Source organism: Micromonospora sp. NPDC005171, assembly GCF_040608575.1.
Classification (GTDB): domain Bacteria; phylum Actinomycetota; class Actinomycetes; order Mycobacteriales; family Micromonosporaceae; genus Micromonospora.
Genome location: NZ_JBEXIM010000010.1, coordinates 1 through 13,436, shown reverse-complemented (window position 1 = coordinate 13,436; position 13,436 = coordinate 1). Strand labels below are relative to the sequence as shown.

The 13,436-nt window shown below is 71.1% G+C and carries 12 protein-coding genes; 2 read left to right on the top strand and 10 right to left on the bottom strand.

The window, feature by feature from the left end:
* Positions 1 to 118: 118 nt before the first annotated feature.
* The 7 genes from ABZU74_RS15345 to ABZU74_RS15315 all read right to left on the bottom strand — a co-directional run bounded on the left by ABZU74_RS15345 (position 119) and on the right by ABZU74_RS15315 (position 6,337).
* Positions 119 to 1,180, bottom strand: coding sequence for an ABC transporter permease (locus tag ABZU74_RS15345; protein WP_355423404.1), 1,062 nt, complete (start codon positions 1,178 to 1,180; stop codon positions 119 to 121).
* Positions 1,177 to 2,070 (bottom strand): ATP-binding cassette domain-containing protein, encoded by an 894-nt coding sequence (locus ABZU74_RS15340; RefSeq protein WP_355423401.1) that lies wholly within the window; start codon positions 2,068 to 2,070, stop codon positions 1,177 to 1,179. The genes ABZU74_RS15345 and ABZU74_RS15340 overlap by 4 nt, the downstream gene beginning before the upstream one ends.
* 81 nt (positions 2,071 to 2,151) lie before the next feature.
* On the bottom strand, positions 2,152 to 2,868 hold the full coding sequence (locus ABZU74_RS15335) for a response regulator transcription factor (protein WP_355423398.1): 717 nt from the start codon (positions 2,866 to 2,868) through the stop codon (positions 2,152 to 2,154).
* The gene (locus ABZU74_RS15330) at positions 2,865 to 4,202 is read right to left on the bottom strand and encodes a sensor histidine kinase (RefSeq protein WP_355423812.1); all 1,338 of its coding nucleotides are present in this window, start codon (positions 4,200 to 4,202) and stop codon (positions 2,865 to 2,867) included. Before ABZU74_RS15330 ends, ABZU74_RS15335 begins: the two co-directional genes overlap by 4 nt.
* Before the next feature lie 122 nt (positions 4,203 to 4,324).
* Positions 4,325 to 5,272, bottom strand: coding sequence for a permease prefix domain 1-containing protein (locus ABZU74_RS15325; RefSeq protein WP_355423395.1), 948 nt, complete (start codon positions 5,270 to 5,272; stop codon positions 4,325 to 4,327).
* Entirely contained in the window at positions 5,269 to 5,610 is a 342-nt protein-coding gene (locus tag ABZU74_RS15320) for a PadR family transcriptional regulator (protein WP_110564981.1), read from the bottom strand. The genes ABZU74_RS15325 and ABZU74_RS15320 overlap by 4 nt, the downstream gene beginning before the upstream one ends.
* Before the next feature lie 130 nt (positions 5,611 to 5,740).
* Positions 5,741 to 6,337, bottom strand: a complete 597-nt coding sequence (locus tag ABZU74_RS15315) for a hypothetical protein (RefSeq protein WP_355423393.1) — start codon at positions 6,335 to 6,337, stop codon at positions 5,741 to 5,743.
* Positions 6,338 to 6,471: 134 nt separating this feature from the next.
* Here ABZU74_RS15315 and ABZU74_RS15310 point away from each other — a divergent pair, with 134 nt between their 5' ends.
* Positions 6,472 to 7,836 carry a serine/threonine-protein kinase gene (locus ABZU74_RS15310; protein ID WP_355423391.1) on the top strand — a complete coding sequence of 455 codons (1,365 nt, stop codon included), beginning with the start codon at positions 6,472 to 6,474 and terminating at the stop codon, positions 7,834 to 7,836.
* A gap of 30 nt (positions 7,837 to 7,866) precedes the next feature.
* Here the strand turns inward: ABZU74_RS15310 and ABZU74_RS15305 are convergent, their stop codons facing one another.
* From ABZU74_RS15305 to ABZU74_RS15295, 3 genes are all read right to left on the bottom strand, one after another.
* Positions 7,867 to 8,418 carry a hypothetical protein gene (locus ABZU74_RS15305; RefSeq protein ID WP_355423388.1) on the bottom strand — a complete coding sequence of 184 codons (552 nt, stop codon included), beginning with the start codon at positions 8,416 to 8,418 and terminating at the stop codon, positions 7,867 to 7,869.
* Complete coding sequence (locus ABZU74_RS15300; RefSeq protein WP_355423385.1) at positions 8,415 to 8,954, bottom strand: RNA polymerase sigma factor; 540 nt, start codon at positions 8,952 to 8,954, stop codon at positions 8,415 to 8,417. The genes ABZU74_RS15305 and ABZU74_RS15300 overlap by 4 nt, the downstream gene beginning before the upstream one ends.
* Before the next feature lie 99 nt (positions 8,955 to 9,053).
* Positions 9,054 to 9,674, bottom strand: a complete 621-nt coding sequence (locus tag ABZU74_RS15295) for an L-threonylcarbamoyladenylate synthase (protein ID WP_355423382.1) — start codon at positions 9,672 to 9,674, stop codon at positions 9,054 to 9,056.
* Between the two features lie 145 nt (positions 9,675 to 9,819).
* On the opposite strand from ABZU74_RS15295, the gene dnaE reads away from it, so the two are divergent.
* Positions 9,820 to 13,350 carry a DNA polymerase III subunit alpha gene (dnaE, locus tag ABZU74_RS15290; RefSeq protein ID WP_355423379.1) on the top strand — a complete coding sequence of 1,177 codons (3,531 nt, stop codon included), beginning with the start codon at positions 9,820 to 9,822 and terminating at the stop codon, positions 13,348 to 13,350.
* The last annotated feature ends 86 nt before the right edge of the window (positions 13,351 to 13,436 follow it).

Genomic DNA, 13,436 nt, shown 5'->3' with positions numbered 1-13,436 from the left:
CAACGTAGGAGTGTTCGCGCTGTTCACGGCCACCGAACGGCGCTCGGAACGGGGCCGTACGGCGGCGGGCGCCGGCATCCGTCGGGACACCGACGCCCGTGCGGCGCGGACGGTCGGGTCAGCCGATCGTCTCCCGGTCCCGCCACGCGGCACGTAGCGAGGTCCGGCCGTTGGTGCGCAGCAGCGACCCCTCGTACACCCGGGCCCCGGCGAGCACGAACGCACCGGCGGCGAGCAGCAGGATGACGAGCGAGACCAACGGCTCCCAACCGGTCGCGTCACCGTTGAAGAGCCGCAGTGGCATGGCCGTGGGCGACGAGAACGGCAGGTAGGACAGCACCCGCATCGCGGCGTCGTTGTCGTTCAGGAAGATCACCGCGAAGAACGGCAGCATGACCGCGAGCTGCACCGGCGTCGACACGGCGGCGATGTCCTCCTGCCGGTTGGCCAGCGCGCCGGCCGCCGCCCACATCGCCGCGAGCAGCACGAAACCGAGCAGGAAGAACGGCACGAACCAGCCGATCGCCGGGGCGAGCAGGGTGAGCAGACCGCCACTGTCGCCGATCTGGAGTCCGATCACCGCCACCACCGCGATCAAGGCGATCTGCGCGAACGCCAGGATGGCGCCGGCCACCACCTTCCCGGCCAGCAGCGCCCGGACCGGCACGGCGGCGACCAGGATCTCCACGATCCGGGTCTGCTTCTCCTCGGTGACGCTCTGCGCGATCTGCAGACCGAACGTCTGCGAGGTGATGAAGAAGACGAACGCGAAGACGAACGGCACCAGGAACGCCACCACCGGGTCGACCGCGTCCGGGTCGAGCAGGCGGACGGTCGGTTGGCTGCTCAGCGCCCGTACCACGTCGTCGGGGGCTTCCTCCAGGGCCAGGACGGCCGGTCCGGCGACCACCGCGGCGTCCACGTCGTCGTCGCGGACGGCCTGCTCGGCGGCCCGGTCGTCCGGGACCACCCGGACCTCCAGGCCGGCGGCGCGTAGCGGCCCGGCGGCGCTCTCGGTCACGGCCACGGTGGACGGCCCGCCGGCGAGCAGCGGCGGCAGGATGGTGCCGGCCGCCGCGATCAGCAGGAAGAAGAGCGTGCCGAACAGGAAGGTGCGGTCGCGGAGTTTGACGCGGATCTCGCGTTCGGCGACCAGCCGGGTGGCCTGGGTGACGTTCACTGGGTGACCTCTCGGAAGATCTCGGTGAGCGAGGGGCTGACCGGGCGGAAGGCGCGGACCGGGCCGCGGGCGAGGGCCGCCTGAAGGATGGGCTGTTCGTCGGCGCCGGCTGGCAGGTCGAAGACCGCACGGGCGCCGTCCAGCTCGACCAGTGTCACCCCGGGGTGGTCGCGTACCCAGCCGGCGTCGCCGGCCACCACCAGCTCGTAGCGGGGCACCGTGTACGAGTCGCGCAGCTGCTGCCGGCTGCCGGCGGCCCGGATCACCCCGTCCCCGATGATCACCAAATCGTCGCAGAGCCGCTCCACGACGTCGAGTTGGTGGCTGGAGAAGAGCACCGGCGCTCCGGCCGAGGCCCGTTCCCGCAGCACGGTGACGACTGTGTCGACGGCCAGCGGGTCGAGGCCGGAGAACGGCTCGTCGAGCACCAGCACCTCGGGGTCGTGCACCAGCGCTGCGGCGATCTGGGCGCGCTGCTGGTTGCCCAGCGACAGCGTCTCCAGCAGGTCGTCCCCGCGCTCACCGAGCCCGACGCGTTCCAGTAGCGCGTCGGTGGAACGCCGTGCCGAGGCGGCGTCCAACCCGTGCAGCCGGCCCAGGTAGGTCACCTGCTCGCGGGTGGTCATCTTGGGGTAGAGGCCCCGCTCCTCCGGCATGTAACCGAAGCGTCGGCGGTCCTGCCGGGTCAGCTTCGTGCCGCCCCAGGTCGCCTCGCCGGCGTCGGGCGAGAGCACACCCAGGATGATCCGCATGGTGGTGGTCTTGCCGGCGCCGTTGGCGCCCACGAAGCCGGTCATCCGTCCGGCGGCCACCTCGAAGGACACGTTCTTGAGCACCTGACGGTCGCCGAAACTGCGGTCGACCCCGTCGAGGCGAAGCGTTCTGGTCACGCACCCACGCTAGATCGAACGCGGTGTCCCGCCGTCCGTCCGACGGCTGAGCGGAGGGGTCCGTCCTCCGACGGATGGCGCTCACCCGCCGGGCCGGACCACACCGTTCTCGTACGCGAACACCACCGCCTGCACCCGGTCGCGCAGGCCGAGCTTGGCCAGCACCCGACTCACGTGCGTCTTCACCGTCGCCTCGCCCAGGTGGATGGTCGCGGCGATCTCCGCGTTGCTCGACCCGGCGGCCAGCAGCATCAGCACCTCCCGTTCGCGCGGGGTCAGCTCGGCCAGTGCGGCATCGGCGACCGGGCCCCGGTGGGCGGTGCCCGTCGGGTCACCGGGCCGGGCGAAGGTGGAGATCACCCGCCGGGTGATCTCCGGGGCGAGCAGGCCGTCGCCCCTGGCCAGCACCCGGATCGCCTCGATCAGCTCCTCCGGCGTGCCGTTCTTGAGCAGGAACCCGCTGGCCCCGGCCCGCAGCGCGGCGAACAGGTAGTCGTCGCGGTCGAAGGTGGTGAGGATCAGCACCGCGGGCGCCCCCGGGCCGTCGGCGACGATCTGCCGGGTGGCCTCCAGGCCGTCCATCCCGGGCATCTCCACATCCATGAGTACGACGTCGGGGCGGGTGGCTCGGGTCATGGTGACGGCCCGTTCGCCGTCGGCGGCCTCACCGACCACCTCGATGTCGTCCTCCACCTCCAGGATGACCCGGAAGCCGGTACGGACGAGGTGCTGGTCGTCGGCGAGCAGCACCCGGACCGGCGGCCCGGTGTCGGGTCCGTGCTGGGCTGCCGCGCTCATGCCGACGGCTCCGCGCCCGCTGTCGCCTGGTGGCTGTCGCTGGGCTCCCGCTGCGCGCCCACCGGCCGGTCCGCCGACGCCGCGAGCGGGAAGCGGGCGCGTACCCGCCAGCCGCCGCCGGCCCGCGGCCCGGCCTCCAGGTCGCCGTCGTGGGCGTTGACCCGTTCACGCATCCCGATCAGTCCCAACCCGACGGTGGTGGCCCAGCCACCGCCCCGCCCGTCGTCGGTCACGTCGACCTCCACCTCCCGGGCCAGGTACCGGACCCGCACGTCCAACAGGGCCGCCTCGGCGTGCTTCAGGGTGTTGGTTACCGCCTCCTGCGTCACCCGGTAGGCCGTCTGGGAGACCGATTCGGGCAACGCGACCGGGTCCCCGTACACCCCGAGGGTGGCCGTCAGCCCGGCGGCCCGAGCCCGCTCGACCAGCTCGTCGATCCGTTCGACGCCGCCGGCCGCTGGCGGCGTGGCGTCGGTGCCGGCGGAGGTCCGCAGCACGCCGAGCATCCGACGCAGCTCGTCGACGGCGGTGCGGGCGCTCTGCTCGATGGCGGTCAGCGCCGTGCGGGCCTTGGCCGGGTCGCGGTCGAACACCCGGCGGCAGGCGGACGCCTGCACGCCCATCACCGACACGTGGTGGGCGACCACGTCGTGCAGCTCCCGGGCGATCCGGACCCGTTCGCCGAGCACCGCCCGTTCCCGGGCCTCGGCCTGCGACCGGCGCAGGTCCTCGGCCTGCGCGCGCAGCTGGTGCTCGCGGCCCGCGGCCACCCACGCGGTCTCGCCGAAGAAGTACGCGAAGCCGAAGACCAGCACGTTGAGCAGGACGCCGGTGACCATCGCGGCGAGCACCGGTGGCACCGGCCCGACCGCGTCGGCGAAGGAACCGGGTGGGATGTGGTCGATCATCACCGCGTAGTAGACCCCGAGCCAGGCGAACATGGTGGCGATCACGACGATGCGCAGCCGGCGGGAGAGCCGCCGGTCCTGCCCCCAGGCGCCGACGGTGTAGAGGGCGCAGAACAGTGCCCAGGAGGAGAACTGGGTCTCCGGGGCCGAGCGTGCCTGCGCGGCGATGAACGCCACGGCGACGACCAGCAGGGTCGCGGTCGGCCAGCGTCGTCGGCAGATCAGCGGCAGGGTCACCGCGACGGTCCAGAACAGCTGCTCCAGCCCGGACGGCGGTGGGCCCAGCAGGAACGCTCCGGTGCTGCGGGCCAGGGTCAGACTGACCAGCGCCAGCCCGGTCATTCCCAGGCCGATCCAAATGTCGTTTCGGCGCTGCTCCGCCGTCGGACCGGGACGACGCCATTCCGGTCGCGGTGCCACTGTCATCCGGGAACGATGCCACGTCGTCCGCCAGGCCCTCCAACCGGGCGGGCCGATGTCGCCGCGCTCACCACGACGGGCGACGGCCCAGCGCGGGGTACGCGCCGGGCCGTCGGGTGGGGTGTCGCTCACGCCGTCTGCCGGCGGGTCTTGATCGCGGTGTCGATCAGATCCCAGATCATGATCACGGCCGTGGTCACTGCGATGATCGCTGCGAGGACGTCGCGGTTGTCAGTGTCCGCCAGCCAGCTGAGGCGCTCGGCCAGGGCCGGGTTGAGCAGCCGGTCGGAGAGCGCCAGCCAGATCAGCGGCACCGAGAACGCCAGGTTGAGTAGCGCCTTGACGCCGAACAGGGTCCAGGTCCAGCGTCCGATCCGGTACTTGACGACCTCGAAGATCGCGCTGGCGACGAGCACGACGATCAATGCCGGCAGCCAGAACGACCACAGTGCCGGGTCGAGGATCGGAATGTTCTCGCCGTTGGTGTCGCGCACCCAGGAGTGGAACTGCTGCAACGGCAGGTATCCGATGGTCACCGCCAGCATGACCACTGAGGCGATGGTGTCGGCGAGGGGGATGCCTCGTCGCACCGGTGCGTCGGGCAGCTGGTCGACTGTCCACTCCGGCAGGGCCACGGCCGTCTGGGTGCGCTCGATGATGGCGAAGGTCAGGGTGAGCCAGAAGGTGATCTGCACGGCCACCTGCATGGCCACCACGAGGCCGGGCCCGATGGCGCCGAAGCCCTTTCCTTCCGCCACCTGGACCACGGCGAAGATCGTGCCGACGAGCGCCGGGATGAAGCTGAGCAGCAGTTTCAGCAGTCGCAGCCAGAGCAGGTAGTAGGTCGGGCCGATGAGTTGCAGCCGACGGTCGGCGTACCGGGCGGCCAGCACATCGGGGTTGCCCAGCTCGGTGAGCACCTCCCGCTCGGCAGTCGTGGCGTCCTGCCCGCCATCGGTCCGACCCTCGATCATGTCGTCGATGGAGGCCCGCAGCTCGCTGGCGATCTCGTTGCGGCGCTGGGCGGGCACCGAGCGCAGGGTGGCGGCGAGGTAGCGGTCGGTCAGGGTGTTCATCGGTCCACTCCTTGGATCAGCCCGGTGATGGAGGTCTGCACGGCGGCGAGGTCGTCGAGGAGCCGGCTCAGCATCGACTCGCCCTCGTCGCTGGTCCGGTAGAACTTGCGCGGTCGGCTCTCTTCGGTGTTCCACTCGCTGGTCAGCAGCCCCTGGTCCTCCAGGCGGCGTAGCAGCGGGTAGAGCGTGTTGGCGTCGACCGGGAAGCCGTGGTCGGTGAGCCGTTGCAGCAGTGCGTAGCCGTAGTCCGGTCGGCGTAGCGCGACCAGGCTGGCCACCACGACGGTGCCTCGACGCAACTCCTGTAGGTGCGTCCGTAGAACGTCCTCGCTAACCATGTGTCACACCATAGTGTGTGCCACACAGTGTTGTCTACGGCGACATCATCGTGTCCGACCAAGGTTCGTTCGAGCGGAGACGACGTGCGGGGCGCCCGGTGGACACCGGACGCCCCGCACCTGGGACAAGTCAGCAGGACACGCCCTGCCGGAAGTTCCGCTCGACGAAGCTGGCCGGCCCGACCTGGAAGTAGCCCACCCCGGGCCGGATCGGGTGCCCGGTGAACAGCTCCACCCGCGACCCGATCCGGACCAGGTACGCCTCGGCGTCCCCGGCGTCGTTGCGGATCAGCGAACCCCGCCGGCCGTAGATCGCCTCCAACTCGTCGAAGGACATGCCGACAGTGGCGCCGGCGGGGGACCGCGGCGGCGCGGTGGCCGTACCGACCTCCACCAGTCGCCCGTTGCGGAAGGCCAGCAGGATCACGCCCGCCCAGGATCCGGTCGCGCCGGCGTGCACCACCCCGCCGCAGCCCGGCGCGGTCCAGTCGATGTGCCCGTTCGTGGTGAGCGCCGCCAGGCTGGCACCGATGCGGTACACGCCGGCGCCGCGGACGCTGAGCACCTGCGGGTGGCGGTGCCCGACGGCGGCGGCGAGCGGGCCGGACGCCGAGGCACCCACGCCCTCGGTCGGGGGCGCGGCCGCCGCCGGGCCGGCGACACTCGCCGGGACGAGCGTGCCGAGTGCCAACGCGGCGGCGGTGAGGAGGATCGCGGGACGGTTCATGATGGCTCCTTCGGTGATGGGTCTCCTGCCCTCTTAGTCACCGCGTCAGGGCCAACGGTTCGTCGGAATTGCGATCAGCCCGGTCTACTGTGCAGAGAAACGCCGACCGACCGTGCTGGCCGGGGGGTGACGCGGTGACGGCTCCGCAACGGATCGGGCCCTACGCCATCGAGCGGCTGCTGGGCGTCGGATCGTTCGCGACCGTCTGGCTGGGCCACGACCCGATGCTCGACGGGTACGTGGCGATCAAGGTGCTGGCCGAGAACTGGAGCCACGACCTGCGGGTCCGGGAACGCTTCCTCGACGAGGCCCGGTTGCTGCGCCGGCTGGAGCACGAGCGGTTGGTCCGGGTGCACGCCGTCGGTGAGTTGCCCGACGGGCGGCCGTACGCCGTGCTGGCCTGGGCGGACGGCGGCAGCCTGCGCGACCGGCTGGCTCTTGGTGAGATCTCCGTGCCGGCGGCGTTGCGCCTGCTGGGTGAGGTCTGCGCAGGCGTGAGCGTGCTGCACCGACACGGTGTCGTGCACCGCGACCTCACCCCCGGCAACATCCTGTTCCATGCCACCGGGGCGGCCTCCGGCACCGAGCGGGTGCTCATCGCCGACCTCGGTCTCGCCAAGGCGCTCGCCGCCGCCTCCGGCCTCACCGCCCGGGCCGGTACCCCCGGTTACATGGCACCGGAGCAGGACGACCCGGGCGCGGTGATCGACACCCGCGCGGACGTGTACGGGCTCGGTCGGCTCGGGATCCGGCTGCTCGCCGCCGATCCCGGGCCCGACAGGCCCAGACCGGCCGGCGCCCTGCGACTGCGCGACGGCGTGCCGGCGCGGGTGGCGGCGGTGCTTGTCTGCGCCACCGCCCACCGGCCGGGCGACCGCTATCCGGACGCCGCCGCGCTGCACGCCGCGCTCGACCGGGCCACCGCCGTACGGCAGCCGCCGTCACCCGGTCCGGTGGCCCGTCGCCCGTACCGGATGCTGCTGGCCGGGGCAGCCGTCGCGGCCGTCGCCGTGGTGGGCGCCGAGCCGGGCCACACCGGGGCCGAACGTGACACGTACACCGCCGGACCGCTCACCGTGACGTTGCCGGACGGCTGGTCGGCCACCGGGGCGACCTGGGCCGGTCAGTACGACGCCGACGGCGAAGCGGAACCGGCGCTGGTGATGTCGCCGCAGCCCCGCCGATGGGCTGCCGACCCCGGCGTGCCCGGCGCGTTCGTCGGCGTCTCGGCCAGCACGGCGGCGCGCACCACGCCTGCCGGGTTCCTGGCCGAGCGCACACACGGGGACTGCGCGTCCGCGCCGGCGCGCACCACCCGGCAGGCGGGCGTCGAGTGGACAGTGGTGGCGTACCGCTGCGACCGGGGCCGGCCGCGGATCGTCGAGTCGGCCGGGCGGCATCCGGGCCACGGCGCTCTGGTGTACGTGCAGGTAGTGCCACCGGTGGACGGCGGGCCCGACTTCGTGGACACATTGCTCGACGGCGTGCGGGTGCGGTAGCGGGGCCGCCGCGGTGCTGACGAACGGTGACTAGCGGACCACCACTGTGATGGTGTGTTCCCGGGCATCCTTCGGGATCCTGACGTCGACAGTGCCAGGGCGGACGAACCGGATGTCCACCACGCCGGCCTCGTAGTGCTGCGAGACCAACTCCGGGCGGTCGACGGTGACGAGGCCGGGGCCGATGCCCTGGATTCGCAGCACCGCGCCGGTGGCGAAGCAGAGGGACCGCAGCAGCTCGAGCTCGGTCTCGGCCAGCGGCAGGTCGTAGCGGACGGCGCCCTGGCAGCTCGTGGTCCGCGCGGTCGGTGTGGGGGCCGGGCGGTGCGGCGTACCCCTGGCAGTGGTTCGGGCGGGCGGTGCCGCGATCGGACGGCCGCTGGTCGGCGGCGGTCGGGACGGTGCTGCGGTGGGCGCCGGGATGGCCGAGGGGGTCGGCGACGGTCGGGACTCCGCGGGTGGTTGCACGGGCAGCGGCGCGACCGGGTCGGCGCCGCAGGCCGCGACCGCCACGGCGGCGACGAGGACGACGCCACCGGCGAGGAGCCGGCGGAACGGGCGGCGTCGCGCGGCGGGGTTCATTCGGTGCCCAGTCGTTGCCGGACCTGCCGTCGGGCCAGGTGCAACCGGGACTTCACAGTGCCCACCGGCACGTCGAGCAGGGCGGCGATCTCGGGGTAGCTCAGCCCCAGGACGTCGCGTAGGGCGACCACCTCGGCGAGGTCGGGGTGGACCGAGTCGAAGGCGTCGAGCAGGTCGAGGCGGGTGCCCGCGACCACGCTGGTCCGTCGGGGGTCGGCCTGGTCGGGCACCGGCACGCCGCCGGCCTCCAGTCGGCAGCGGCGGCGCAGCGTGCGGTACGTGGAGCGGGCCCGGTTGGCGGTCAGCCGGTGCAGCCAGGTGCGGAACGAGGAGCGCCCCTCGAACCGGGTGATGCCGCCGGCCAACGCCAGCAAGGTGTCCTGGCAGGCCTCCTCGGCGTCCTCCCGGCTGGGCAGGAACCGGGCGCACAGCCGCAGCACCTCCGGACGCACCGCGACCAGCAGGGCGTTCAGCGCAGCCGGGTCGCCGTGCGCGGCGGACCGGGCCAGGGCGTCGATGTCGTCAGCGTCGGGCATGCCGGATGTCCAATGCTCGCCGGTGCCGATCCCTGAGCGTACGACCGGTGCCACCGCGACGGCCCCGTACCGTCCGGCACCCGACGCGAACCGGCGGGGCTACTCGAAGCGGGACACGTCCCCGGCGCCCCGGCGCAGGATCTCCGGCTCGGGCCCGGACAGGTCGATCACGGTGGTCGGCTCCTTGCCGCAGTCGCCGGCGTCGAGCACCCCGTCGAGCTGGTGGTCGAGCCGTTCCTTGATCTCCCAACCCTGGGTCATCGGCTCCTCGTCGCCGGGCAGGACCAGCGTGCTCGACACCAGTGGCTCGGCCAGCTCGGCCAGCAGCGCCTGGGTGACTGTGTGCCGGGGCACCCGCACGCCGACGGTCCGCTTCTTCGGGTGCAGCATCCGGCGGGGCACCTCCCTGGTGGCCGGCAGGATGAACGTGTAGCTGCCCGGGGTGGACGCCTTCACCAGGCGGAAGACCGAGTTGCTGATCTGGACGAACTGACCGAGCTGGGCGAAGTCGTGGCAGACCAGCGTGAAGTGGTGCCGATCATCGAGGTGCCGGATCTGCCGGATCCGGTCCAGCCCGTCCTGGTTGCCCAGTCGGGTGCCGAGCGCGTAGCAGGAGTCCGTCGGGTAGGCGACCAGCCCATCGCCGCGGATCAGGTCGGCGACCTGCCCGATGACCCGGGGTTGTGGGTTCTCCGGGTGTACGTCGTAGTACCTCGCCATGGGGTTGAGACTAGGCCCATCCGGAGCCGATCAGGAGACGAGGACCACCCTCGGCGCGGACGGTGGAGCCGCCGAGATCACCTCGGTAGGGTAGGTCCCGGTCGGTTCCGACCAACAAGATCCACACTGCCGGGGGGCGCCACGCATGGCCGATTCGTTCGCGCATCTGCACGTGCACACCGAGTACTCGATGCTCGACGGAGCGGCCCGCTTGAAGGACCTGTTCGCCGAGGCCAAGCGGCTGGGCATGTCCGCCGTGGCGATCACCGACCACGGCAACATGCACGGCGCGAACGACTTCTACAACCAGGCGATGGCCGCCGGGATCACCCCGATCCTGGGCGTCGAGGCGTACGTGGCGCCGGAGTCGCGCTATCACAAGGCGCGGGTCAAGTGGGGTCGCCCGGAGCAGAAGAGTGACGACATCTCCGGTAACGGCGCGATCACCCACAAGACCATGTGGGCGAAGAACGCGCAGGGCCTGAAGAACCTCTTCACCCTCAACTCCCGCGCCTCCATGGAGGGGCACTACGTCAAGTGGCCCCGGATGGACATGGAGCTGATCGCCGAGCACGCCGAGGGGATCATGGCCACCACCGGCTGCCCGTCCGGCGCGGTGCAGACCCGGCTGCGGCTGGGCCAGTTCGACGAGGCCCTCAAGGTCGCCGCCAGCTACCAGGACATCTTCGGCAAGGACAACTACTTCCTGGAGATCATGGATCACGGCCTCTCCATCGAGAGTCGGGTCCGCGAGGGGCTCACCGAGATCGCCCGCAAGCTGGACATCCCGCCGGTGGTCACGAACGACTCCCACTACACCCACGAGGCGCAGGCCACCGCCCACGACGTGCTGCTCTGCGTACAGACCGGCAGCAACATCGACGACCCGAACCGGTTCCGGTTCGAAGGCGGCGGCTACTTCATCAAGAGCGCCGACCAGATGCGCGCTGTGGACTCGTCCGAGTTGTGGCAGGAGGGCTGCCGCAACACCCTGCTGGTCGCCGAGAAGGTCGACCCGACCGGCATGTTCGAGTTCCACAACCTGATGCCGCGCTTCCCGGTCCCGGAGGGGGAGACCGAGGAGTCCTGGTTCCGCAAGGAGACCTTCGCCGGCCTGGCCCGCCGCTACCCGAACGGCATCCCGGAGGGGCACGTCGTCCAGGCGGAGTACGAGCTGGGCGTCATCAACCAGATGGGTTTCCCGTCCTACTTCCTGGTGGTCGCCGACTTCATCCAGTGGGCGAAGAACCAGGGCATCGCGGTGGGCCCGGGCCGCGGTTCGGCCGCCGGTTCCCTCGTCGCGTACGCGCTGGGCATCACCGACCTGGACCCGATCCAGCACGGCCTGATCTTCGAGCGGTTCCTCAACCCCGAGCGGGTCTCGATGCCGGATGTCGACATCGACTTCGACGAGCGTCGGCGCGGCGAGGTGATCAAGTACGTCACCGACAAGTGGGGCGAGGACAAGGTCGCCCAGATCGCCACCTTCGGCACGATCAAGGCGAAGGCCGCGATCAAGGACTCGGCCCGGGTCCTCGGCTTCCCGTACGCGGTCGGCGACCGGATCACCAAGGCGATGCCACCGGCGGTGATGGGCAAGGACATCCCGCTCACCGGCATCTTCGACAACAAGCACCCCCGCTACGCCGAGGCGGGCGAGATCCGCGGCCTGTACGACTCCGACCCGGACGTCCGCAAGGTGATCGACACGGCTAAGGGCATCGAGGGGCTGATCCGGCAGACAGGTGTGCACGCCGCCGGCGTCATCATGTCCGCCGAGCCGATCATCGAACACATCCCGTTGATGCGCCGTGACGCCGACGGGGCGATCATCACGCAGTTCGACTACCCGACCTGCGAGTCGCTCGGGCTGCTGAAGATGGACTTCCTCGGCCTGCGCAACCTGACGATCATCGACGACGCGGTCAAGAACATCGAGCTGAACCACGGCCGCAAGCTCGACCTGCTGGGCCTGCCGCTGGACGACAAGGCCGCGTACGAGCTGCTGGCCCGCGGTGACACCCTGGGCGTGTTCCAGCTCGACGGTGGGCCGATGCGGTCGCTGCTGCGGTTGATGAAGCCGGACAACTTCGAGGACATCTCCGCCGTCCTGGCGCTGTACCGGCCGGGCCCGATGGGCGTCGACTCGCACACCAACTACGCGCTGCGCAAGAACGGCCTCCAGGAGATCACGCCGATCCACCCGGAGCTGGAGGAGCCGCTGCGGGAGATCCTGGCGCCCACCCACGGCCTGATCGTCTACCAGGAGCAGGTGCAGCGCGCCGCGCAGATCCTCGCCGGCTACACCCTCGGTCAGGCGGACCTGCTGCGCCGGGCCATGGGTAAGAAGAAGAAGGAGATCCTCGACAAGGAGTTCATCCCGTTCCGGGACGGCTGCCGCGAGCGCGGCTACTCCGACGAGGCGATCCAGGCGGTCTGGGACGTCCTGGTGCCGTTCGCCGGGTACGCCTTCAACAAGGCGCACTCCGCCGCGTACGGCTTGGTCTCCTACTGGACGGCGTACCTGAAGGCGCACTACCCGGCCGAGTACATGGCCGGGCTGCTCACGTCCGTCGGTGACGACAAGGACAAGATGGCGCTCTACCTGTCCGAGTGCCGCCGGATGCGCATCCAGGTGCTGCCGCCGGACGTGAACACCTCGGCCGGGCCGTTCACGCCGGTCGGCAAGGACATCCGCTTCGGCCTTGCCGCGGTCCGCAACGTCGGTGCGAACGTCGTCGCCTCGATCATGCGGTGCCGCCAGGAGAAGGGCGACTACACCGACTTCTACGACTTCCTGTCCAAGGTGGACGCGGTGGTCTGCAACAAGAAGACGATCGAATCGCTGATCAAGGCGGGCGCGTTCGACTCCCTCGACCATCCCCGCAAGGGCCTGCTCGCGGTGCACGCCGACGCGATCGACGCGTACGCCGACGTCAAGCGCAAGGAGGCCGTCGGCCAGTACGACCTCTTCGGCGCCGGCTTCGGTGACGCCGACACCGGCAGCACCACTGTGATGCCGACCATCGGCGACAGCGAGTGGGATAAGCGCGACAAGCTGGCCTTCGAGCGGGAGATGCTCGGCCTGTACGTCTCCGACCACCCGCTGTTCGGCCTGGAGCACATCCTCAACGCGGCGGCCGACACCACCATCGCCTCCCTGGCCGAGGACGGCGCGGTGCCCGACGGGGCGGTCGTCACCCTCGCCGGCATCCTCTCCGGGGTGCAGCGGCGGGTCACCAAGCAGGGCCGGGCGTGGGCGTCGGCCACCCTGGAGGACCTCGCCGGTGGGGTGGAGACGCTGTTCTTCCCGAACACCTACGAGGTGATCGGGCAGTACATCGCCGAGGACGCCATCGTGGTGGTCAAGGGTCGGGTGGACCGCCGCGACGACACCCCACGGATCATGGCGATGGACATGTCCATGCCGGACGTCAGCACCAGCGCCACCAACAAGCCGGTCACCCTCACCATCCCGGTGCACAGGTGCACACCACCGCTGGTGGAGAAACTCAAGGAAACCCTGGTGCTGCACCCCGGCGACACCGAGGTGCACGTCAAACTCCAGAACGGCGGGCGCACCACCACCCTGCGGCTGGGCCCGTTCCGGGTGGCGGCGACGACCGCGCTGATGGGAGACCTGAAGAGCGTCCTCGGCCCGGCCAACGTGAGCTGACCGGGCCGCGGGAGGCGCGCGGGGGCGGCGGCCGACGCACCAACACTAACTACCCCACGGGGGGGGGGACTATGATCTTGAAACTA

Coding starts and splice junctions, on each gene's coding strand:
- ABZU74_RS15335 (WP_355423398.1), bottom strand. CDS start 2,868: ATGAGCGCGGCAGCCCAGCACGGACCCGACACCGGGCCGCCGGTCCGG.
- ABZU74_RS15330 (WP_355423812.1), bottom strand. CDS start 4,202: ATGACAGTGGCACCGCGACCGGAATGGCGTCGTCCCGGTCCGACGGCG.
- ABZU74_RS15305 (WP_355423388.1), bottom strand. CDS start 8,418: ATGAACCCCGCCGCGCGACGCCGCCCGTTCCGCCGGCTCCTCGCCGGT.
- ABZU74_RS15320 (WP_110564981.1), bottom strand. CDS start 5,610: ATGGTTAGCGAGGACGTTCTACGGACGCACCTACAGGAGTTGCGTCGA.
- ABZU74_RS15295 (WP_355423382.1), bottom strand. CDS start 9,674: ATGGCGAGGTACTACGACGTACACCCGGAGAACCCACAACCCCGGGTC.
- ABZU74_RS15325 (WP_355423395.1), bottom strand. CDS start 5,272: ATGAACACCCTGACCGACCGCTACCTCGCCGCCACCCTGCGCTCGGTG.
- ABZU74_RS15315 (WP_355423393.1), bottom strand. CDS start 6,337: ATGAACCGTCCCGCGATCCTCCTCACCGCCGCCGCGTTGGCACTCGGC.
- ABZU74_RS15300 (WP_355423385.1), bottom strand. CDS start 8,954: ATGCCCGACGCTGACGACATCGACGCCCTGGCCCGGTCCGCCGCGCAC.
- dnaE (WP_355423379.1), top strand. CDS start 9,820: ATGGCCGATTCGTTCGCGCATCTGCACGTGCACACCGAGTACTCGATG.